Origin of the sequence: Soonwooa sp., assembly GCF_032062245.1 — a bacterium.
Taxonomy (GTDB): domain Bacteria; phylum Bacteroidota; class Bacteroidia; order Flavobacteriales; family Weeksellaceae; genus Soonwooa.
On record NZ_DAMBQF010000023.1, the window covers coordinates 23631 to 39511 of the forward strand.

Sequence of the window (15881 nt, forward strand, 5' to 3'; positions counted from 1 at the left end):
AATGTTTAACATTAAACAAAATATTAATTAAACATAATAAAATCCTAATTAAACCAATATTTAAGATGTATTTTAATCATTTTAAAATTTAAACAAACATAAAAAATAAATGCTTGTTTAGTTAATTTTATAAAATTTTAACATTCTTAAAAAAATAAATTTTATATTTGACCATAATATAACATTACTTCTATGAAAAAATTACTTATAACAACGGCTTTAGCAGCAGGTGTTTTATCATACGCAGGTGGATTCCGAGTTTCGTTACAAGGAGTTAAGCAGCTTGCGATGGCACACACAAGTGCACATGCCGAAGATGCGAGTGTGACTTTCTTTAACCCTGCAGGTATGTCTTTCATCCCAGCTAAACTAAGCGTTGTTGCAGGTGGTTTCGGAGCCATAAATAAAGTGACTTTCCAAAATCTTTCTACGCTACAATCTGCAGAAACTGACAACCCAATTGGTACACCTTTATATGCGGCTGTAGCCTATAAAGTAACAGATGATGTGTCATTAGGTTTTAACTTCGCAACACCATTTGGTAGCACCATCCAATGGCCAAGCACTTGGGAAGGCGCTGAAATGGTACAAAAAATGGAGCTAAAGAGTTTCTTTTTCCAACCAATGGTTTCTTTTAAACTTGCGCCTTGGGCTTCATTCGGAGCTAGCTATATTTACGCAAAAGGAAAAGTAGATTGGGACAAAGCAATTACTGGTTACGGAGGAAGCCTTAACATTAATGATGAAAAAGCATCTGGATCTGGTTTCGGTTTTGGTTTTTATTTCCAACCAAACGACAAGTTAGATCTAAGTGTTGCTTACCGCTCTCCAATCGATATGAAAGCTAAAAACGGAACCGCAACATTCAACGTTCCAAAATCTTTATATCCAAATCTAGGTATTGACGCTAATGGTCAAGACAAATTTAAAGCAACTCTTCCATTGGTTGACGAGTATACATTAGGTGCAACTTATAAAATTACACCGAAATGGTTAGTATCAGCAGACTTCAACTACACTGGTTGGTCAAGATACGAGCGTCTAACGCTTGATTTCGAACATGCTCCAGTTGGTAACCAACCAACCGACCCAACAGTTTTGGTAACACCTAAGAACTTTAAAAACACTAAAACTTTCAGACTTGGTACACAATATATGTTTAATGACATGATTGCTGGTCGATTGGGTGCTTATTACGATGAATCGCCTTATTCTAATGAAAACTTCATCCCAGAAACGCCATCATTTAATTCATATGTTATTACTGCGGGTCTTGGATTCAAATTCAACAAATTGGGTGTAGACATTGCTGGAGCATACGCAATGCCACAAAGTCGTCAAGTTAACAACACGTATTATAACTTCGTTGGACAAGCAAAAGCGAAAGCTTACTACTTCGGCCTTGGTCTATCTTATAACGCGTTCTAAAATTTTAAATCATTATGAAAAAGATATTATTTTCACTATTTAGCATTTCTGCTTTATTAGCAACGCAAAGTTGTAAAACAGATTTTGACACCGACGTTACTGATGTTGTCGTAACTAAAGGCGATGCAGATTTTACAAAATATGTAGCATTAGGTAACTCACTTACTTCTGGTTATAGAGATAATGCATTATACTCTGATGGGCAAAACGAATCTTATCCATCGATGATTGCACAACAAATGAAATTAGCCGGCGGCGGCGAATTCAAACAACCAATGATGCCAAATAACATTGGAGGATTCTCAAACCTTCCAGGCTTTGGCGGGAAACTAAATCTTCAAGTTGTTAATGGAAGCTTAGCTCCTGTAGCAAGCAATCCTGGCGGAACATTAGATAATATTTCAGCAGGTGGACCATACCAAAACATGGGAGTTCCTGGCGCAAAAGTAGCGCATCTATTAGCTCCTGGCTACGGAAATCCTGCAGGACTTGCATCTAATCCAGCAACAGCTAACCCATATTTTACAAGATTTGCATCTAATGCTCAGACATCTGTCATAGCAGATTTCTTAGCTCAAAAACCAACATTTTTCTCTTTATGGATTGGGAACAATGATGCACTTCTATACGCACTAGCAGGGGCTGACTCTTCTGTAGAAACTTTAACACCAGCTGATCAATTTAAAACATATTACAATATGTTAATTGCACAAATTGCGTCTACTAAAGCAAAAGGTGTTATTGCAAATATTCCTGACGTGACAACCATCCCTAATCTTACAACTGTTCCGTACAACCCTTTAACATCTTCTGTTCTAGGTGGAGGAAATATTGCAGTAGGTGAAGCAACAATCGACAAACTGAACGCAAACCTTTATGGTCCTTTAGTACAACTGTTAAAAGCTGTTGGTGGAGGCGACAGAATACAAATGCTAAGCAAAACGGCAGCTAATCCTCTTTTAATAAAGGACGAAAGTTTAAATAACCTAGGCCCAGCAATTACATATGCAGCAGCTAACTCTGGCAACCCAGTTTTAGCGGCATTAGCAACTTACCTTGGTGCTACTTATGGACAAGCAAGACAAGCCAAAGCAAGTGACTTAATTCCATTAGCTACAAAAAATGCAATTGGAACAGCAGAAGCAGGCGTTCCAGCAGATTTAAGTGCTAGAGGTATTGCATATCCTTTTGCAGATAAATACATCCTTACATCAACTGAAGTTACTGAGGTTAACACTGCAATTGCTAGTTACAACGAAACAATTAAAGCTGCAGCAACTGCTAATGGCTATGCCTTCGTAGATGCTAATGCAAAAATGAAAGAGTTGGCACAAAAATCAGGTATCCAATGGAATGGTGTTAAATACACTGCAACATTTGTGACTGGTGGAGCATTTTCCCTTGATGGTGTTCACCTAACAGGTAGAGGCTACGCAATCGTTGCTAACGAATTCGTTAACGCAATTAACAAACAATACAAGTCAACATTACCATTAGTAGATGTTAACAAGTATTCTGGCGTGAAATTCCCTTAATCGAAAAGACACCAATTATTCTTTATAAAAATAAACCACTTGATTATCGAGTGGTTTATTTTTTATTAAATTTGCAAAAAATAAAAAGTAAAATGTCAGATCTACAACCCAGCTATCTATTTTCCACAAGAACAAGTAGAGTCTTAGCTGAAAAAATCGCAGAAAATTACGGTCAAGAACTTGGTCACATCATTATTCAAGACTTTAGCGATGGCGAGTTCGAGCCTGTTTTAGAACAATCTGTAAGAGGAGGACGTGTATTTTTAATCGGTTCTACTTTTCCTCCAGCAGACAATCTTTTAGAACTTTTGTTAATGATTGACGCTGCTAAAAGAGCTTCTGCTAAAAACATTACTGTCGTACTTCCATATTACGGTTTGGCAAGACAAGACAGAAAGGACAAACCAAGAGCACCAATCGGTGCAAAACTAGTAGCGAATCTTTTAACCGCTGCAGGCGCTACAAGAATCATGACAATGGATCTACACGCTGATCAAATCCAAGGTTTCTTCGAAATTCCTGTTGATCACCTTTATGCTTCTACTATTTTTGTAGACTACATCCAGTCACTTAATCTTGATGATTTAACAATTGCTTCACCAGACATGGGCGGTGCAAAAAGAGCAAAAAACTACGCAAGTCATCTAGGAGCTGAAGTTGTTATTTGTTATAAGGAAAGAAAAAAAGCTAACGTTGTTGAAGAAATGTTGTTAATTGGTGACGTAACCAACAAAAACGTTATCCTTATCGATGACATGATTGACACAGCTGGTACACTTTGCAAAGCGGCTGACATCCTAATGGAAAAAGGTGCAAAATCTGTGAGAGCTATTGCAACGCATCCAGTTTTATCAGGAAAAGCTTATGATAATATCCAGAATTCTCAAATTTCGGAAGTTATTGTGACAGATTCTATACCAATTAAAGAAGGTTTATCATCAAAAATAAAAGTATTGAGCTGTGCACCACTTTTCGCAGACGTTATGAAAAGTGTACACGAGCATCATTCTATTAGTGATAAATTTATCATCTAAAAATAAACATTTCGCATTTTCAGAAAATTCTGTATATTTGCAGACTTAAAATTTAAACATTTTTAAAATGAAATCTATTACAATTCAAGGTACAAAAAGAGAAAACGTGGGCAAAAAGTCTACTAAAGCTTTACGTGATGCTGAATTAGTTCCTTGTGTTGTTTACGGAGGTACAGAAACTTTGAACTTCTCTGCTGAAGAGAAAGCTTTCAAAGGATTAGTATATACTCCTGAAGCACACACGGTATCTATTGAGGTTGATGGTCAAACGATCGCTGCTGTACTTCAGGACATCCAGTTCCACCCAATTACTGACAAAATTTTACACGCTGACTTCTATCAATTAGCTGCTGACAAGCCAGTTATCATGGAAGTTCCTGTAAGAATTACAGGTCGTGCAAAAGGTGTTGTTTCTGGTGGTGTTTTAAGACAAACTTATCGTAAGTTGAAAGTTAAAGCTATCCCAGCTAACTTACCTGACGAAGTTGTTGTTGACGTTACTCCTCTTAAAATTGGTAACAAACTTTATGTTGGTTCTATCAAGAACGAACAATACACTTTCATGCACCCAGACAACGCAGTTATCGTAGCTGTTAAGATGTCTAGAAATGCAATGAAAGGTGGTGCTGCTGCTCAAGATGAAGAAGATGAAGAAGAAGCTGCAGAAGTTAGAGATCAAAATCCTGATGTACCTACAACAGAAGAGAAATCTACTGAAGCTTAATGTTTTTTTAAAGAATTTTATTCTAAATATAAAACCTGTAGCAATGCTGCAGGTTTTTTTGTTTTAAAAATCTTGTTAAATCTAATTTTCAACTAACAAAATAAGCTCAAAATTATTATATTTGTTGATATGGCGACCAAAGCAATGTTCAACACCGTAGTTAATTGGTTTATTCGACAACGAATAGACCAAATCAATAATTTTATAGATCATCCTATAGAAACTCAAAAAGGTGTTTTATTCTCGCAATTGTTTCACGCCGAAGATACTGTTTACGGGAAAAATTATGGGTTTAAAGACATTTCGAATTATCGAGATTTTCAAAACAATGTCCCAATTGTAACCTACGAAGATTACGAGCCTTATATCGAAAAAGCTCGCCAAGGCATGAAGGATATTATTTGGCCTGGACAAATTAAACATTTTGCAAAATCTTCTGGGACAACTAATGCCAAAAGCAAATTCATTCCTATTTCTGATGAAAGTCTCGAGGATTGTCATTACAAAGCTGGGAAAGATTTAATTTCGATTTATGTCAACAACCATCCAGAAAGTGGTTTATTCCAACATAAAAATTTAAGACTTGGTGGAAGTTCAGAAATGTATCAAAACTTCAATACAAAATTTGGCGACCTTTCTGCAATTCTTATTGAAAACTTACCTTTTTGGGTAGAAATCATCAATACACCGAGCAAAAAAGTATCGTTAATGTCCGAATGGGAAAGCAAGCTAAAAGCCATCGTTTCCGAAGTTGTTAAACAAGATGTCGGCAGTTTAACAGGCGTCCCAAGTTGGATGATGGTACTTCTACGTCGAGTTCTTCACGACTCTAACCAACAATACATTACGGATCTTTGGCCAAATTTGGAAGTATTTTTTCACGGTGGAATTAGTTTTAAACCTTATTGCGATCAATACAACCAAATTACAGGAAAGCCTATTCGTTATTACGAAATCTACAATGCTTCGGAAGGATTTTTCGCCATTCAAGATAGATCTGATAGCGACGAAATGTTATTAATGTTGGATTACGGCATTTTCTACGAATTTATTCCGATGGATACTTTCGGAACAAGTTTACAAAAAGCGATTCCTCTTTCGGAAGTTGAACTTCATAAAAACTACGCCATGGTGATTACAACCAACGGCGGACTTTGGCGTTACATGATTGGCGACACGGTGAAATTCACTTCATTGAGTCCTTTCAGAATTAAAATCGCTGGTCGTACCAAACATTATATCAATGCTTTTGGTGAAGAATTGATGATCGATAATGTCGAATATGCAATTGCGAAAGCTTGTCGCGAGACCAACGCTTTTGTGTCGGATTTTACTGGCGCACCTGTTTTTATGACGGGTAATGAAAGCGGCGCACACGAATGGATTTTCGAATTCACTTCTCATCCAGAATCTTTGGATAGTTTTATTAATATTTTTGATGAAACTTTAAAAACCCTTAACTCCGATTACGAAGCAAAACGTTACAACAACATTACACTAAAACGTCCTGTTGTCCACATTGCAAAACCGAAACTTTTCTACCAATGGATGTCAAATCGTGGTAAATTAGGAGGACAAAATAAAGTCCCAAGATTGAGTAACGACCGCGAATATATTGATCCGCTTTTAGTTTTAAATCAAGAAATGTAATTATAGAAACTGCGCCACAGTATAAATTAGAAGTCCAACCAAACCGCCAACAATAGTCCCATTAATACGGATAAATTGCAGATCTTTTCCAACTTCCAGTTCTAGTTTTCGACTAAGCTCTTTTCCTTCCCAGTTTCCGACTGTATTACTGATAAGATTTCCAGCTTCTTTAGTATTTTTTAAAATGTATTTGTAAGCCGTTAATCGAATCCAATTGTCAATTTTCTTTTGTAGAACTTCATCATTTTGAAGATTATTGGATAACTCGCTAAGATTTTTTTTGATATAAATTTTTAAACTTGACGTCTCAGAAGTTAATTCTATACGCAGAGAATCTTTAATAGACAACCAAATATCAGACGCATATTCATTGAGTTTCTTACCATTCAAAAATTCATTTTTAATAACATCAAATTCATTTTCCCATTTCGCTTCCGTTTTTATTTCGTCCGCAAAAACCAAAAGTTTCGACGTAATTTCTTTTCGCAAAGGATGTTGTTGATCATTCTCAATTTCTTCAAAATAATGGCTTAAACCCGAGACAATCTTCTCCGAAATTTTTCGGTCAACAGATTTAGGAACGAAAAAATAACTTTCTTTTTCAACACGTTCATCCACCATTTGTTGGTTTTGAAGAATATAAGTTTTAATCTGACCACTTAGATTTGTAATCAAAGTTTCATGATCATTTTTCTGAATAAGATATTCCAAACCATTACCAAGAAGTTTATTAACTTTAATAGAAGCCGTCATGCCTTTTACCTTGTTCGAAATAAAATTGACAACCTCTTTATCATCCAATTTTAATAAAATATCGAGCAAAATATTGGAACCTTCATTCACAAACAAATCCTGATTTTTCTCTTTACCAATCCATTCTCCTGCAAATCCTGAGACTTTTAATTTTAGAATATAAGGTCGAATATTTTCTGGTACTAAAAAATTATCAACAACAAAATTCCCTAGATTATCACCGATTTTTGCTTTACTATTTTCTATCAAATTAGTGTGCGGAATCTTAAGTCCCATCGGATGATGAAACAAAGCCGTCACTGCAAACCAATCCGCCAAAGCACCAACCATCGCCGCTTCCGAGAAAGCACGAATGTAACCAACCCAATGCGATGGCGTCGATTTTTGAATTATATTCATGATGATAAATGTGATAGCCATCAACAAGAATAATCCCGTTGCTAGCAACTTATAATTTCGAAGTTGTATTTTTTTTTCAGAATCTGTCATAGTTTTGATGTATCAAATAGCTTTCCAAACAAATGTAAGTTTTCTATTTGACTATTTAAAAATTATGATTTAAAACCAATTTAAACTTCATTAATAATATTTGCCGTAACTTTGAAGCATTCTAAATAAAGAACATGTTAGACATTCAAAATATAAGAAACCAATTCCCAATTTTAGACCAAGAAATCAACGGAAAACCTCTTGTTTACTTGGATAACGGTGCGTCTTCTCAGAAGCCAATTTCGGTTTTAGAGACTTGGGAAAAATACTATACAACGATTAACGCCAACGTACATCGCGGCATCCATACCTTGAGTCAACTTGCAACAACCGAAATGGAGTTGGCAAGACAAAAGGTTCAGAAATTCATTAATGCAAAGCACGAATACGAAGTTATTTTCACAAAAGGTACGACCGAAGGCATCAATTTGATTGCTTATGCGATTACGAATTTGATTAAAAAAGATGACGAAATCATTATTTCGTATCTAGAACACCATTCGAATATTGTTCCGTGGCAAATGCTTTGCGAGAGAACTGGTGCGAAACTTCGCATTATTCCGATGGACGAAAATGGCATTTTACAAATCGATGTTTTGGATTCTTGGTTAAATGAAAAAACGAAAATAGTTTCTTTAAATCAAATTTCAAATGCGCTTGGCGTTATCAATCCTGTTGAAGAAGTTATTACAAAAACTAGAAAACTGTCAAATGCTTTCGTATTAATCGATGCAGCACAATCTTCACCACATTTGCGATTGGACGTTCAGAAGATGGATTGCGACTTCCTTGTTTTTTCTGGACACAAAATGTACGCACCAATGGGAACCGGGATTTTGTACGGAAAAGAGTCTTCATTAAATAAACTTCAACCTTTCCACGGTGGCGGCGAGATGATTGCAACTTGTAGTTTTGAAAAGACAACTTACGCTGATTTACCTTTCCGTTTTGAAGCCGGAACACCCAATGTTGGTGGCAATATCGCACTTGGCGCAGCCATCGACTTCATGGAATCTGTAGGTCTCGAAAATATCCAACAACACGAACATTCTTTACTAGAATATGCGCAAAGACATTTATTAGAAATCGAAGGCTTAAGAATTTATGCTGAAAAAGCCAATCGTGCTGGCGCCATTTCTTTTAATCTAGAAGGCGTTGGGATTTCGTCGGATGTAGGGATGATTCTCGACAAACAAGGAATTGCCGTAAGAACTGGTCATCACTGTGCGCAACCGATTATGGCGTATTTTGATATCGCAGGAACGGTAAGAGCAAGTTTCGCAGTTTACAATAAGTTTGAAGAAATCGACAGATTGGTCGAAGGCGTTAAAAAAGCGCAACGAATGTTAGCTTAACAACTAAAAAATATAATCTGAAAATCCTCCCAACTTGCGGAGGATTTTTGCTTTCTATGACAAAAAATGTTGTGGCATAGGAATTGTGAAATTATACGACTCAATATATAATCGACTTATTATCCGCAATTTATAGAAAGATAATAAGTTATCACCTTAAAGAAATGACAATTTGTCATCATCATACATTATGACAGAATTTGAAGATATCAACTTTGACGCTATTTTGGAAGACGGATTCGGATTAGTTGCTGAAGAAATTAATATTTCGGAACCAACTGAAAAAGAATTAGACCAAGAGATGTACGCTATTTTGCCAGTGCGCAATATGGTGATGTTCCCAAAAGTTGTAACACCAATTACCGCAGGACGCGAAAAATCAAAAAAACTATTGGAAGATGCGATGCAATCTAACCACCTGGTTGGGATTTTGACTCAGAAAAACCCGAATGAAGATAATCCTGCTGATAAAGATCTTTACACAATTGGAACTTTAGCGAAAGTTGTAAAAATCATAAAACTTCCTGAAGGCAATATCACGGCGATAACTCGAGGAATCAAACGTTTCAAAATCAAAAATTTTGAAGGACGCGATCCTTATTTAACAGCGAAATTAACGCTTATAAAAGACACTAATTCTCGCAACAAAGAAGAATTTGAAGCTTTGATAGAGAACATCAAAGACTTGGCGATGAAGATTATCGAAATCAATCCTAACATCCCAAATGCCGCAAATTTCGCGATTAAAAACATTAATGAAGCAGAGGATTTACTCAACTTTATTGCAGCGAATGGTAATTTTACTTTTGAGAAAAAGCAACGTCTTTTAGAAGAAAAATCTTTAGCAAAACGTGCCGAATTGCTTTATGAAATGATGCATGAAGATTTCCGTCTTTTAGAATTAAAAAATCTAATTCATCAAAAGACGAGTAAAGATCTTGACAAGCAACAACGCGAATATTTCCTTAACCAACAGATAAGAACTATCCAAGAAGAATTGGGTGGCGGTCCAGATTCTGACGTTGACGAGTTCAAAAATAAAGCAGCAAAACTAAAATGGCCAGCAGATGTGGAAACGCATTTCCAAAAAGAATTGCAACGTCTACAACGCCAACACCCGAATTCACCAGATTACAACGTACAACGTAATTATTTGGATTTCTTCACGGACTTACCTTGGGAAAAATATTCTAAAGACGTTTTCGATTTAAAGAAAGCCGAAAAGATTTTGGACAAAGAGCATTTCGGTTTAGAAGATATTAAAAAAAGAATTTTGGAACACATCGCTGTTCTAAAACTAAAAAGCGATATGAAGTCGCCAATCCTTTGTCTTTCTGGCCCTCCAGGCGTTGGTAAAACTTCGCTAGGAAAGTCGATTGCTGATGCTTTGGGAAGAAAATACGTTCGCGTTTCTTTGGGTGGTCTTCACGACGAATCTGAAATCCGCGGTCACAGAAAAACCTATATTGGTGCGATGGCAGGTCGAATTCTTCAATCTGTTAAAAAATCTGGAACATCAAATCCTGTGATTATTTTGGACGAAATAGACAAACTCGGAAAAGGTATGCATGGCGATCCAAGTTCTGCGATGTTAGAAGTTTTGGATCCAGAACAAAACAACAGTTTCTATGATAACTTCTTGGAAATGGGTTACGATTTGTCGAAAGTGATGTTCATTGCGACAGCCAACAACCTTGGCGATATCCAACGTCCACTTTTGGATCGTATGGAATTGATTAGCATTGCTGGCTATACGTTAGAAGAAAAAATCGAAATCGCAAAACGTCACCTTATCAAAAAACAACTTTCAGAAACTGGTTTGGAAGCAAAAGCTTTTAAACTAGGAAATCCTGAAATCAAACATATCATCGATGCGCACACGTCTGAAAGTGGTGTCCGAACTTTAGAAAAGCGTATTGCATCCATCGCACGTTGGGTAGCTTTACAAATCGCTATGGAAAATGACTACGATCCGAAAATTTCTGTTGAGAAAATCGACGAAATATTGGGCGTTCCGCGTCCTAGCACGTTGTCCGAAGTCAGCAAAGTTCCTGGCGTTGTGACAGGTTTGGCTTGGACCAGCGTCGGTGGCGACATCTTGTTTATCGAGAGTATTTTATCCAAAGGCAAAGGTACTTTGACGATGACAGGTAACCTCGGCAACGTGATGAAGGAGTCGGCGACGATTGCGCTAGAATACATCAAAGCACATTATGAAGAACTAGGAATTAGCGCCGAAGATTTAGAAAGCAAAAACATCCACGTCCACGTTCCAGAAGGTGCTACGCCAAAAGACGGACCGTCGGCTGGTATCGCAATGTTGACGTCGATGGTGTCGAGTTACAAAAACAAATCTGTAAAACCTCATTTAGCGATGACTGGCGAGATCACACTTCGTGGAAAAGTCCTGCCAGTGGGCGGTATCAAAGAAAAGCTTTTGGCGGCTGCGCGTGCTGGCATCAAAGAAGTTATTCTTTGCGAAGTTAACCGAAAAGACGTCGAAGAAATCAACAAAGACTATCTAAAACACCTGAAAGTCAATTACGTAAGCAAAATGAGCGAAGTCGTAGATTTAGCAATTGTTTAAATTTTTCATATCTATATAAAAAAAGGATTCTAAGCAGTTAGAGTCCTTTTTTATTTCTATTATTTGGGCGCCTTTTCCGCCTCTGCCTCCCACTCTTTTGCTCGGCATAGCCTCTCGCAAAAGGAGTTCCGGCTCCGTCGGGGCGCACATTCTTAGCAATATTTTCCACCAAAAAGACAAATTGTCACTTTGTCGGGACTGGTATTTTTTTTGAGTTTTAAATTTTAAGAAAGTTGAGAGTTTAAAAACTTCAACCAAAATATTTAATGGAAATCGAAACATGTTTTCCTTCGAATAGAATCAAATAAATAATAATATTTAATTTAAAAAACAATAAAATATGTCTACAGGAAAGATTAATGTATCAGTGGAAAACATCTTCCCACTTATTAAAAAATTTCTTTACAGCGACCACGAAATATTCCTTAGAGAATTGATCTCTAATGCGACGGATGCAACAATCAAACTAAAACACCTTATCAACATCGGCGAAGCCAAAGTAGAATATGGCAACCCAATGATTGAGGTCAAAATCGACAAAGAAGCAAAAACCATCAGCATCAAAGACCAAGGTCTTGGGATGACAGCCGACGAAGTTGAAAAATACATCAACCAAGTGGCATTTTCTGGCGCTGAAGAGTTTTTAGAAAAATATAAAGATTCAGCAAAAGATGCTGGCATTATCGGACATTTTGGACTTGGCTTCTACTCTGCTTTTATGGTAGCTGACAAAGTAGAAATCTTCACAAAGTCTTACAAAGACGAGCCTGCAGTACATTGGATTTGCGACGGAAGCCCAGAATTTACTTTGGAAGAAACGGACAAATCGGATCGCGGTACCGAAATCCTACTTCACATTGCAGAAGATTCTACCGAGTTTTTAGACGATTTCAAAATCAGAGAATTACTTCTTAAGTACAACCGCTTCAACCAAATTCCAATTAAATTCGGAACAAAAAAAGAAACACTTCCTTTACCAGAAGGCGCTGCCGAAGATGCAAAACCCGAAACCATCGAAGTGGATGACATCATCAACAACCCAAATCCAGCTTGGACAAAAAATCCTTCTGATTTAACTGATGAAGATTACAAAAAATTCTACAGCGAGTTGTACCCAATGCAATTTGAGGATCCTTTGTTCCACATTCATCTTAACGTTGATTATCCATTTAATTTGACAGGGATTTTATTTTTCCCAAAACTGTCAAACAGCTTAAACATCGAAAAAGATAAAATCCAACTTTATCAAAATCAAGTGTTTGTAACCGACGAAGTTAAAGGTATTGTTCCAGATTTCTTAATGTTGCTACGCGGTGTTATCGACTCACCAGATATTCCGCTAAATGTTTCTAGATCGTACTTACAAGCAGATGGCGCGGTTAAGAAAATTTCTTCTTATATCACGAAAAAAGTGGCGGACAAAATGGTAGAACTTATCCGTAACAACCGTGAAGATTACGAACAAAAATGGAACGACATCAAAGTGGTTATCGAGTACGGAATGGTGACGGAAGACAAGTTCTACGAGAAGTCGGACAAATTCATGCTCTATCCAACAACCGATGGCAAGTATCTTCTTTGGGACGAATTAATCGAAAACATTAAAGACAAACAAACCGACAAAAACGGAAAAACAGTTATTCTTTATGCTTCCAATACAGACTTACAAGACAGCTACATCCAAACTGCGAAAGCTAAAGGCTACGAAGTTCTGTTGATGGATTCGCCTTTGGTGCCGCATCTTATTCAGAAAATGGAAAGTACAAAAGACAAAGTTACTTTTGCAAGAGTTGACGCAGATAACATCAACAAATTGATTGAGAAAGATGAACCTGTTATTGCAAAACTTAACGACGGCGAAAAAGAAAATCTTAAAAAATCTATTGAAGAAGCGATTAACTCGCAAACTTATACGGTTCAGTTAGAAGATTTGGATAGCAACGATGCACCATTTAGCATTACACAACCAGAGTTTATGCGTCGTATGAAGGACATGCAGCAGATGGGCGCGCCTTCGATGTTTGGTAACTTCCCAGAGATGTACAATTTGGTGGTAAATGCAAATAGCGACTTGGCTTCTGACATTCTTAAAACTGATAATTCAGAAACTAAAAATGCAAAAATCCAACAAGCTTTGGACTTAGCAAAACTTTCTCAAAACCTACTGAAAGGAAAGGATTTAACAGACTTTATCAAACGAAGTTTTGAGCAATTAAAATAATTTTTCAAATCGAATATCAACAAGAGTGCAGCAAATAATTGTTGCACTTTTTTATTTAATTAAATCAAATTGCACAAAATTACTTACTTTTAAACAAGGACTAACAATTTAAAACATGAATTTAAAAAAGTCTCTTTTAATTCTGATTCTCTGCATTTTAGTATTTTCCCTTGGCGAATATTTAACCAAACTCTACGGACTAGATCCACCCTACGCTTATCTTTATGTTGGCATGGCTCTAAAACTTTTAGCTTTGATTTCCGTTCTAGTATTTTGCATTGTTTTCATTGTGAAAAAACTTAAAAATCCAAAAAACTAAATTAACAAAAAGGCATAAATGATTTTTCAAAATATTCTTTTAAAACGTTTGATCTTCGCTTTGATACTGCTTCAAAGCACATTTTTGCTGGCACAAAACAACGAAAAGCTATATTACTTTTCAACTGCGGACAGCACTAAAGTAGGTGCCAAAACAGAATCAGGAAAAATCATTGTACCCGCAAAATTTTCCAACTATGGAAATTACGATTTCAAAAAACCAATCGAGGAAGCCATAATAGAATTTATCGGAACCGAAAAAGCTAAAGACTATTCATCAAAATTACCTTTGATGCCAGCTGGCGAAGTCTACGATCGACACGGAAAATTCCTTTATTATCCCCAATGGTTTGACAACGGAATCGACTATTACGAAGAAGGTCTTCGCCGTTATGTCGATGGCAACAAAGTTGGTTTTGCAGACAAAGACGGAAATCTAACAATTCCCGCGCAATGGGATTTTGCAGAACCTTTTCAGTATGGCTATGCGAAAGTCTATGTTGGTGGTTGGAAAAAATAATATAAAAAAGGCGGCGAACATTGGTCTATTGTGCCATCTTCCAAAAAATCAGAAAGTTATCTCATCAACAAAAAAGGTGAAAAAGTAGAGCCTTACAAAACAAAAAAACATCCGAAAGATTACGAAATTGGTGGCGTTTATTATCCATATCCTTTTACATACACCCTCACAGAACAAAAAATTTTGAATAGTCTTGAAAATCTCGATATCCTCAACGATATACTACATTTGGCACCGTGTGATAATTGCGATAAAAAAGACCATCTCCTCGATTTCGAAATCACAGAGAAACCTCGCAAATATTTTCCTTATTACGTTGTTCAAGGCTATGTTAATCAAAGCAAAGAAAGCGATGCTGTATTTATCGTTTCTACTGATATGTCAAAAATTTATCATTACAGTTGGGACGGAGAAATGAAACCTTAACAAAACTGGATTATCTCAGAATTAGAAGAATTTAAAACTTATTTAGAAACGCAACCCAACAAAGCCAATCACTTCAATGTGCAAAAAAGTTTACAATATTGGAAGAATCTTCCCGATCAAAAATAAATTCAATAAAATTTGCGCTTTAAAAAATTATTCTATATTTGCACCTGAAAATCAAGTTTAACCAACAAAAAAACGAAGCAAAAATGTTCAGATTCAATCAACCTTCAACATTAGGATTGCCTTTTATAAAGGCGAGGCTTCGTGGTTTGGTAGATTCTTAGAAGAACAGTATAATGAAATATCAAAACCCGAAATCTTGCGATTTCGGGTTTTTCTTTGCGCAAAAGCCAAACTTAAGTTTTTCCCGAAATCATTTTTATTAGGAGCTGTTTGACTACGTCGAATAGCAGATAATATTTTTTATTAGAAGCTATTTGACTTTGTCGAACAGCAGTTCAGTTATTTTTTGAAGCTGTTTCCCGCTTTCCGCTGTATCTTTTTTTGCCAACGCTTTTTTCAAGCCCAAGCAAAAAAAGGATGCCGCTTCAAAACGAGGAACGAGTTTCGATGATTCAACTATAAAAATATATAAGTCAGAATCAATCGGGGCTATGACAAAACCCCGTCAAATAGAAAGACGGTCGTCAGTTCGATTAGCGAGCGTATCGAGAACTTTTTTTGATGGACTTCTTGATACAAAATCTTTCAGATTTTTACTCGAAGGGACGTTAACAAAATTGACTTTTTAAAGTCGAAACTTTATAAGAAAGGAGACTTTTTTAGCCCCGATGTTCTATGTTAATCTGCAAATTTTTCAGGTTAAAATTTTTAATTT

11 protein-coding genes are annotated in these 15881 nt (G+C 36.4%); 10 read left to right on the forward strand and 1 reads right to left on the reverse strand.

The window, feature by feature from the left end:
• Positions 1-192: 192 nt before the first annotated feature.
• The 5 genes from RT037_RS10625 to RT037_RS10645 all read left to right on the forward strand — a co-directional run bounded on the left by RT037_RS10625 (position 193) and on the right by RT037_RS10645 (position 6371).
• The gene (locus tag RT037_RS10625; protein ID WP_312324308.1) at positions 193-1428 is read left to right on the forward strand and encodes an outer membrane protein transport protein; all 1236 of its coding nucleotides are present in this window, start codon (positions 193-195) and stop codon (positions 1426-1428) included.
• Between the two features lie 14 nt (positions 1429-1442).
• Positions 1443-2963, forward strand: coding sequence for an SGNH/GDSL hydrolase family protein (locus tag RT037_RS10630; protein ID WP_312324310.1), 1521 nt, complete (start codon positions 1443-1445; stop codon positions 2961-2963).
• 92 nt (positions 2964-3055) lie between these two features.
• Positions 3056-3997, forward strand: coding sequence for a ribose-phosphate pyrophosphokinase (locus tag RT037_RS10635; protein WP_079666470.1), 942 nt, complete (start codon positions 3056-3058; stop codon positions 3995-3997).
• A gap of 67 nt (positions 3998-4064) precedes the next feature.
• Entirely contained in the window at positions 4065-4721 is a 657-nt protein-coding gene (locus tag RT037_RS10640) for a 50S ribosomal protein L25/general stress protein Ctc (protein WP_313030929.1), read from the forward strand.
• 129 nt (positions 4722-4850) lie between these two features.
• Positions 4851-6371 carry a GH3 auxin-responsive promoter family protein gene (locus RT037_RS10645; protein WP_312322792.1) on the forward strand — a complete coding sequence of 507 codons (1521 nt, stop codon included), beginning with the start codon at positions 4851-4853 and terminating at the stop codon, positions 6369-6371.
• Here RT037_RS10645 and RT037_RS10650 read toward each other — a convergent pair whose 3' ends face one another.
• The gene (locus tag RT037_RS10650) at positions 6372-7613 is read right to left on the reverse strand and encodes a DUF445 domain-containing protein (RefSeq protein ID WP_312322793.1); all 1242 of its coding nucleotides are present in this window, start codon (positions 7611-7613) and stop codon (positions 6372-6374) included.
• A gap of 134 nt (positions 7614-7747) precedes the next feature.
• On the opposite strand from RT037_RS10650, the gene RT037_RS10655 reads away from it, so the two are divergent.
• From RT037_RS10655 to RT037_RS10675, 5 genes are all read left to right on the forward strand, one after another.
• Entirely contained in the window at positions 7748-8968 is a 1221-nt protein-coding gene (locus tag RT037_RS10655) for a cysteine desulfurase (protein WP_312322794.1), read from the forward strand.
• Positions 8969-9158: 190 nt separating this feature from the next.
• On the forward strand, positions 9159-11555 hold the full coding sequence (gene lon / locus RT037_RS10660) for an endopeptidase La (RefSeq protein WP_313030936.1): 2397 nt from the start codon (positions 9159-9161) through the stop codon (positions 11553-11555).
• A 340-nt stretch (positions 11556-11895) separates the two neighbouring features.
• Positions 11896-13776 (forward strand): molecular chaperone HtpG, encoded by a 1881-nt coding sequence (gene htpG / locus RT037_RS10665; RefSeq protein ID WP_313030939.1) that lies wholly within the window; start codon positions 11896-11898, stop codon positions 13774-13776.
• Positions 13777-14113: 337 nt separating this feature from the next.
• On the forward strand, positions 14114-14614 hold the full coding sequence (locus RT037_RS10670; protein WP_313030942.1) for a WG repeat-containing protein: 501 nt from the start codon (positions 14114-14116) through the stop codon (positions 14612-14614).
• A 30-nt stretch (positions 14615-14644) separates the two neighbouring features.
• Complete coding sequence (locus tag RT037_RS10675; protein ID WP_313030946.1) at positions 14645-15040, forward strand: hypothetical protein; 396 nt, start codon at positions 14645-14647, stop codon at positions 15038-15040.
• Positions 15041-15881 lie beyond the last annotated feature (841 nt).

Bases quoted from the DNA above. Each gene is read 5' to 3' on its own strand.
- htpG (WP_313030939.1), top strand. From the start codon at position 11,896: ATGTCTACAGGAAAGATTAATGTATCAGTGGAAAACATCTTCCCACTT.
- RT037_RS10625 (WP_312324308.1), top strand. From the start codon at position 193: ATGAAAAAATTACTTATAACAACGGCTTTAGCAGCAGGTGTTTTATCA.
- RT037_RS10650 (WP_312322793.1), bottom strand. From the start codon at position 7,613: ATGACAGATTCTGAAAAAAAAATACAACTTCGAAATTATAAGTTGCTA.
- RT037_RS10655 (WP_312322794.1), top strand. From the start codon at position 7,748: ATGTTAGACATTCAAAATATAAGAAACCAATTCCCAATTTTAGACCAA.
- RT037_RS10645 (WP_312322792.1), top strand. From the start codon at position 4,851: ATGGCGACCAAAGCAATGTTCAACACCGTAGTTAATTGGTTTATTCGA.
- lon (WP_313030936.1), top strand. From the start codon at position 9,159: ATGACAGAATTTGAAGATATCAACTTTGACGCTATTTTGGAAGACGGA.
- RT037_RS10670 (WP_313030942.1), top strand. From the start codon at position 14,114: ATGATTTTTCAAAATATTCTTTTAAAACGTTTGATCTTCGCTTTGATA.
- RT037_RS10640 (WP_313030929.1), top strand. From the start codon at position 4,065: ATGAAATCTATTACAATTCAAGGTACAAAAAGAGAAAACGTGGGCAAA.
- RT037_RS10635 (WP_079666470.1), top strand. From the start codon at position 3,056: ATGTCAGATCTACAACCCAGCTATCTATTTTCCACAAGAACAAGTAGA.
- RT037_RS10630 (WP_312324310.1), top strand. From the start codon at position 1,443: ATGAAAAAGATATTATTTTCACTATTTAGCATTTCTGCTTTATTAGCA.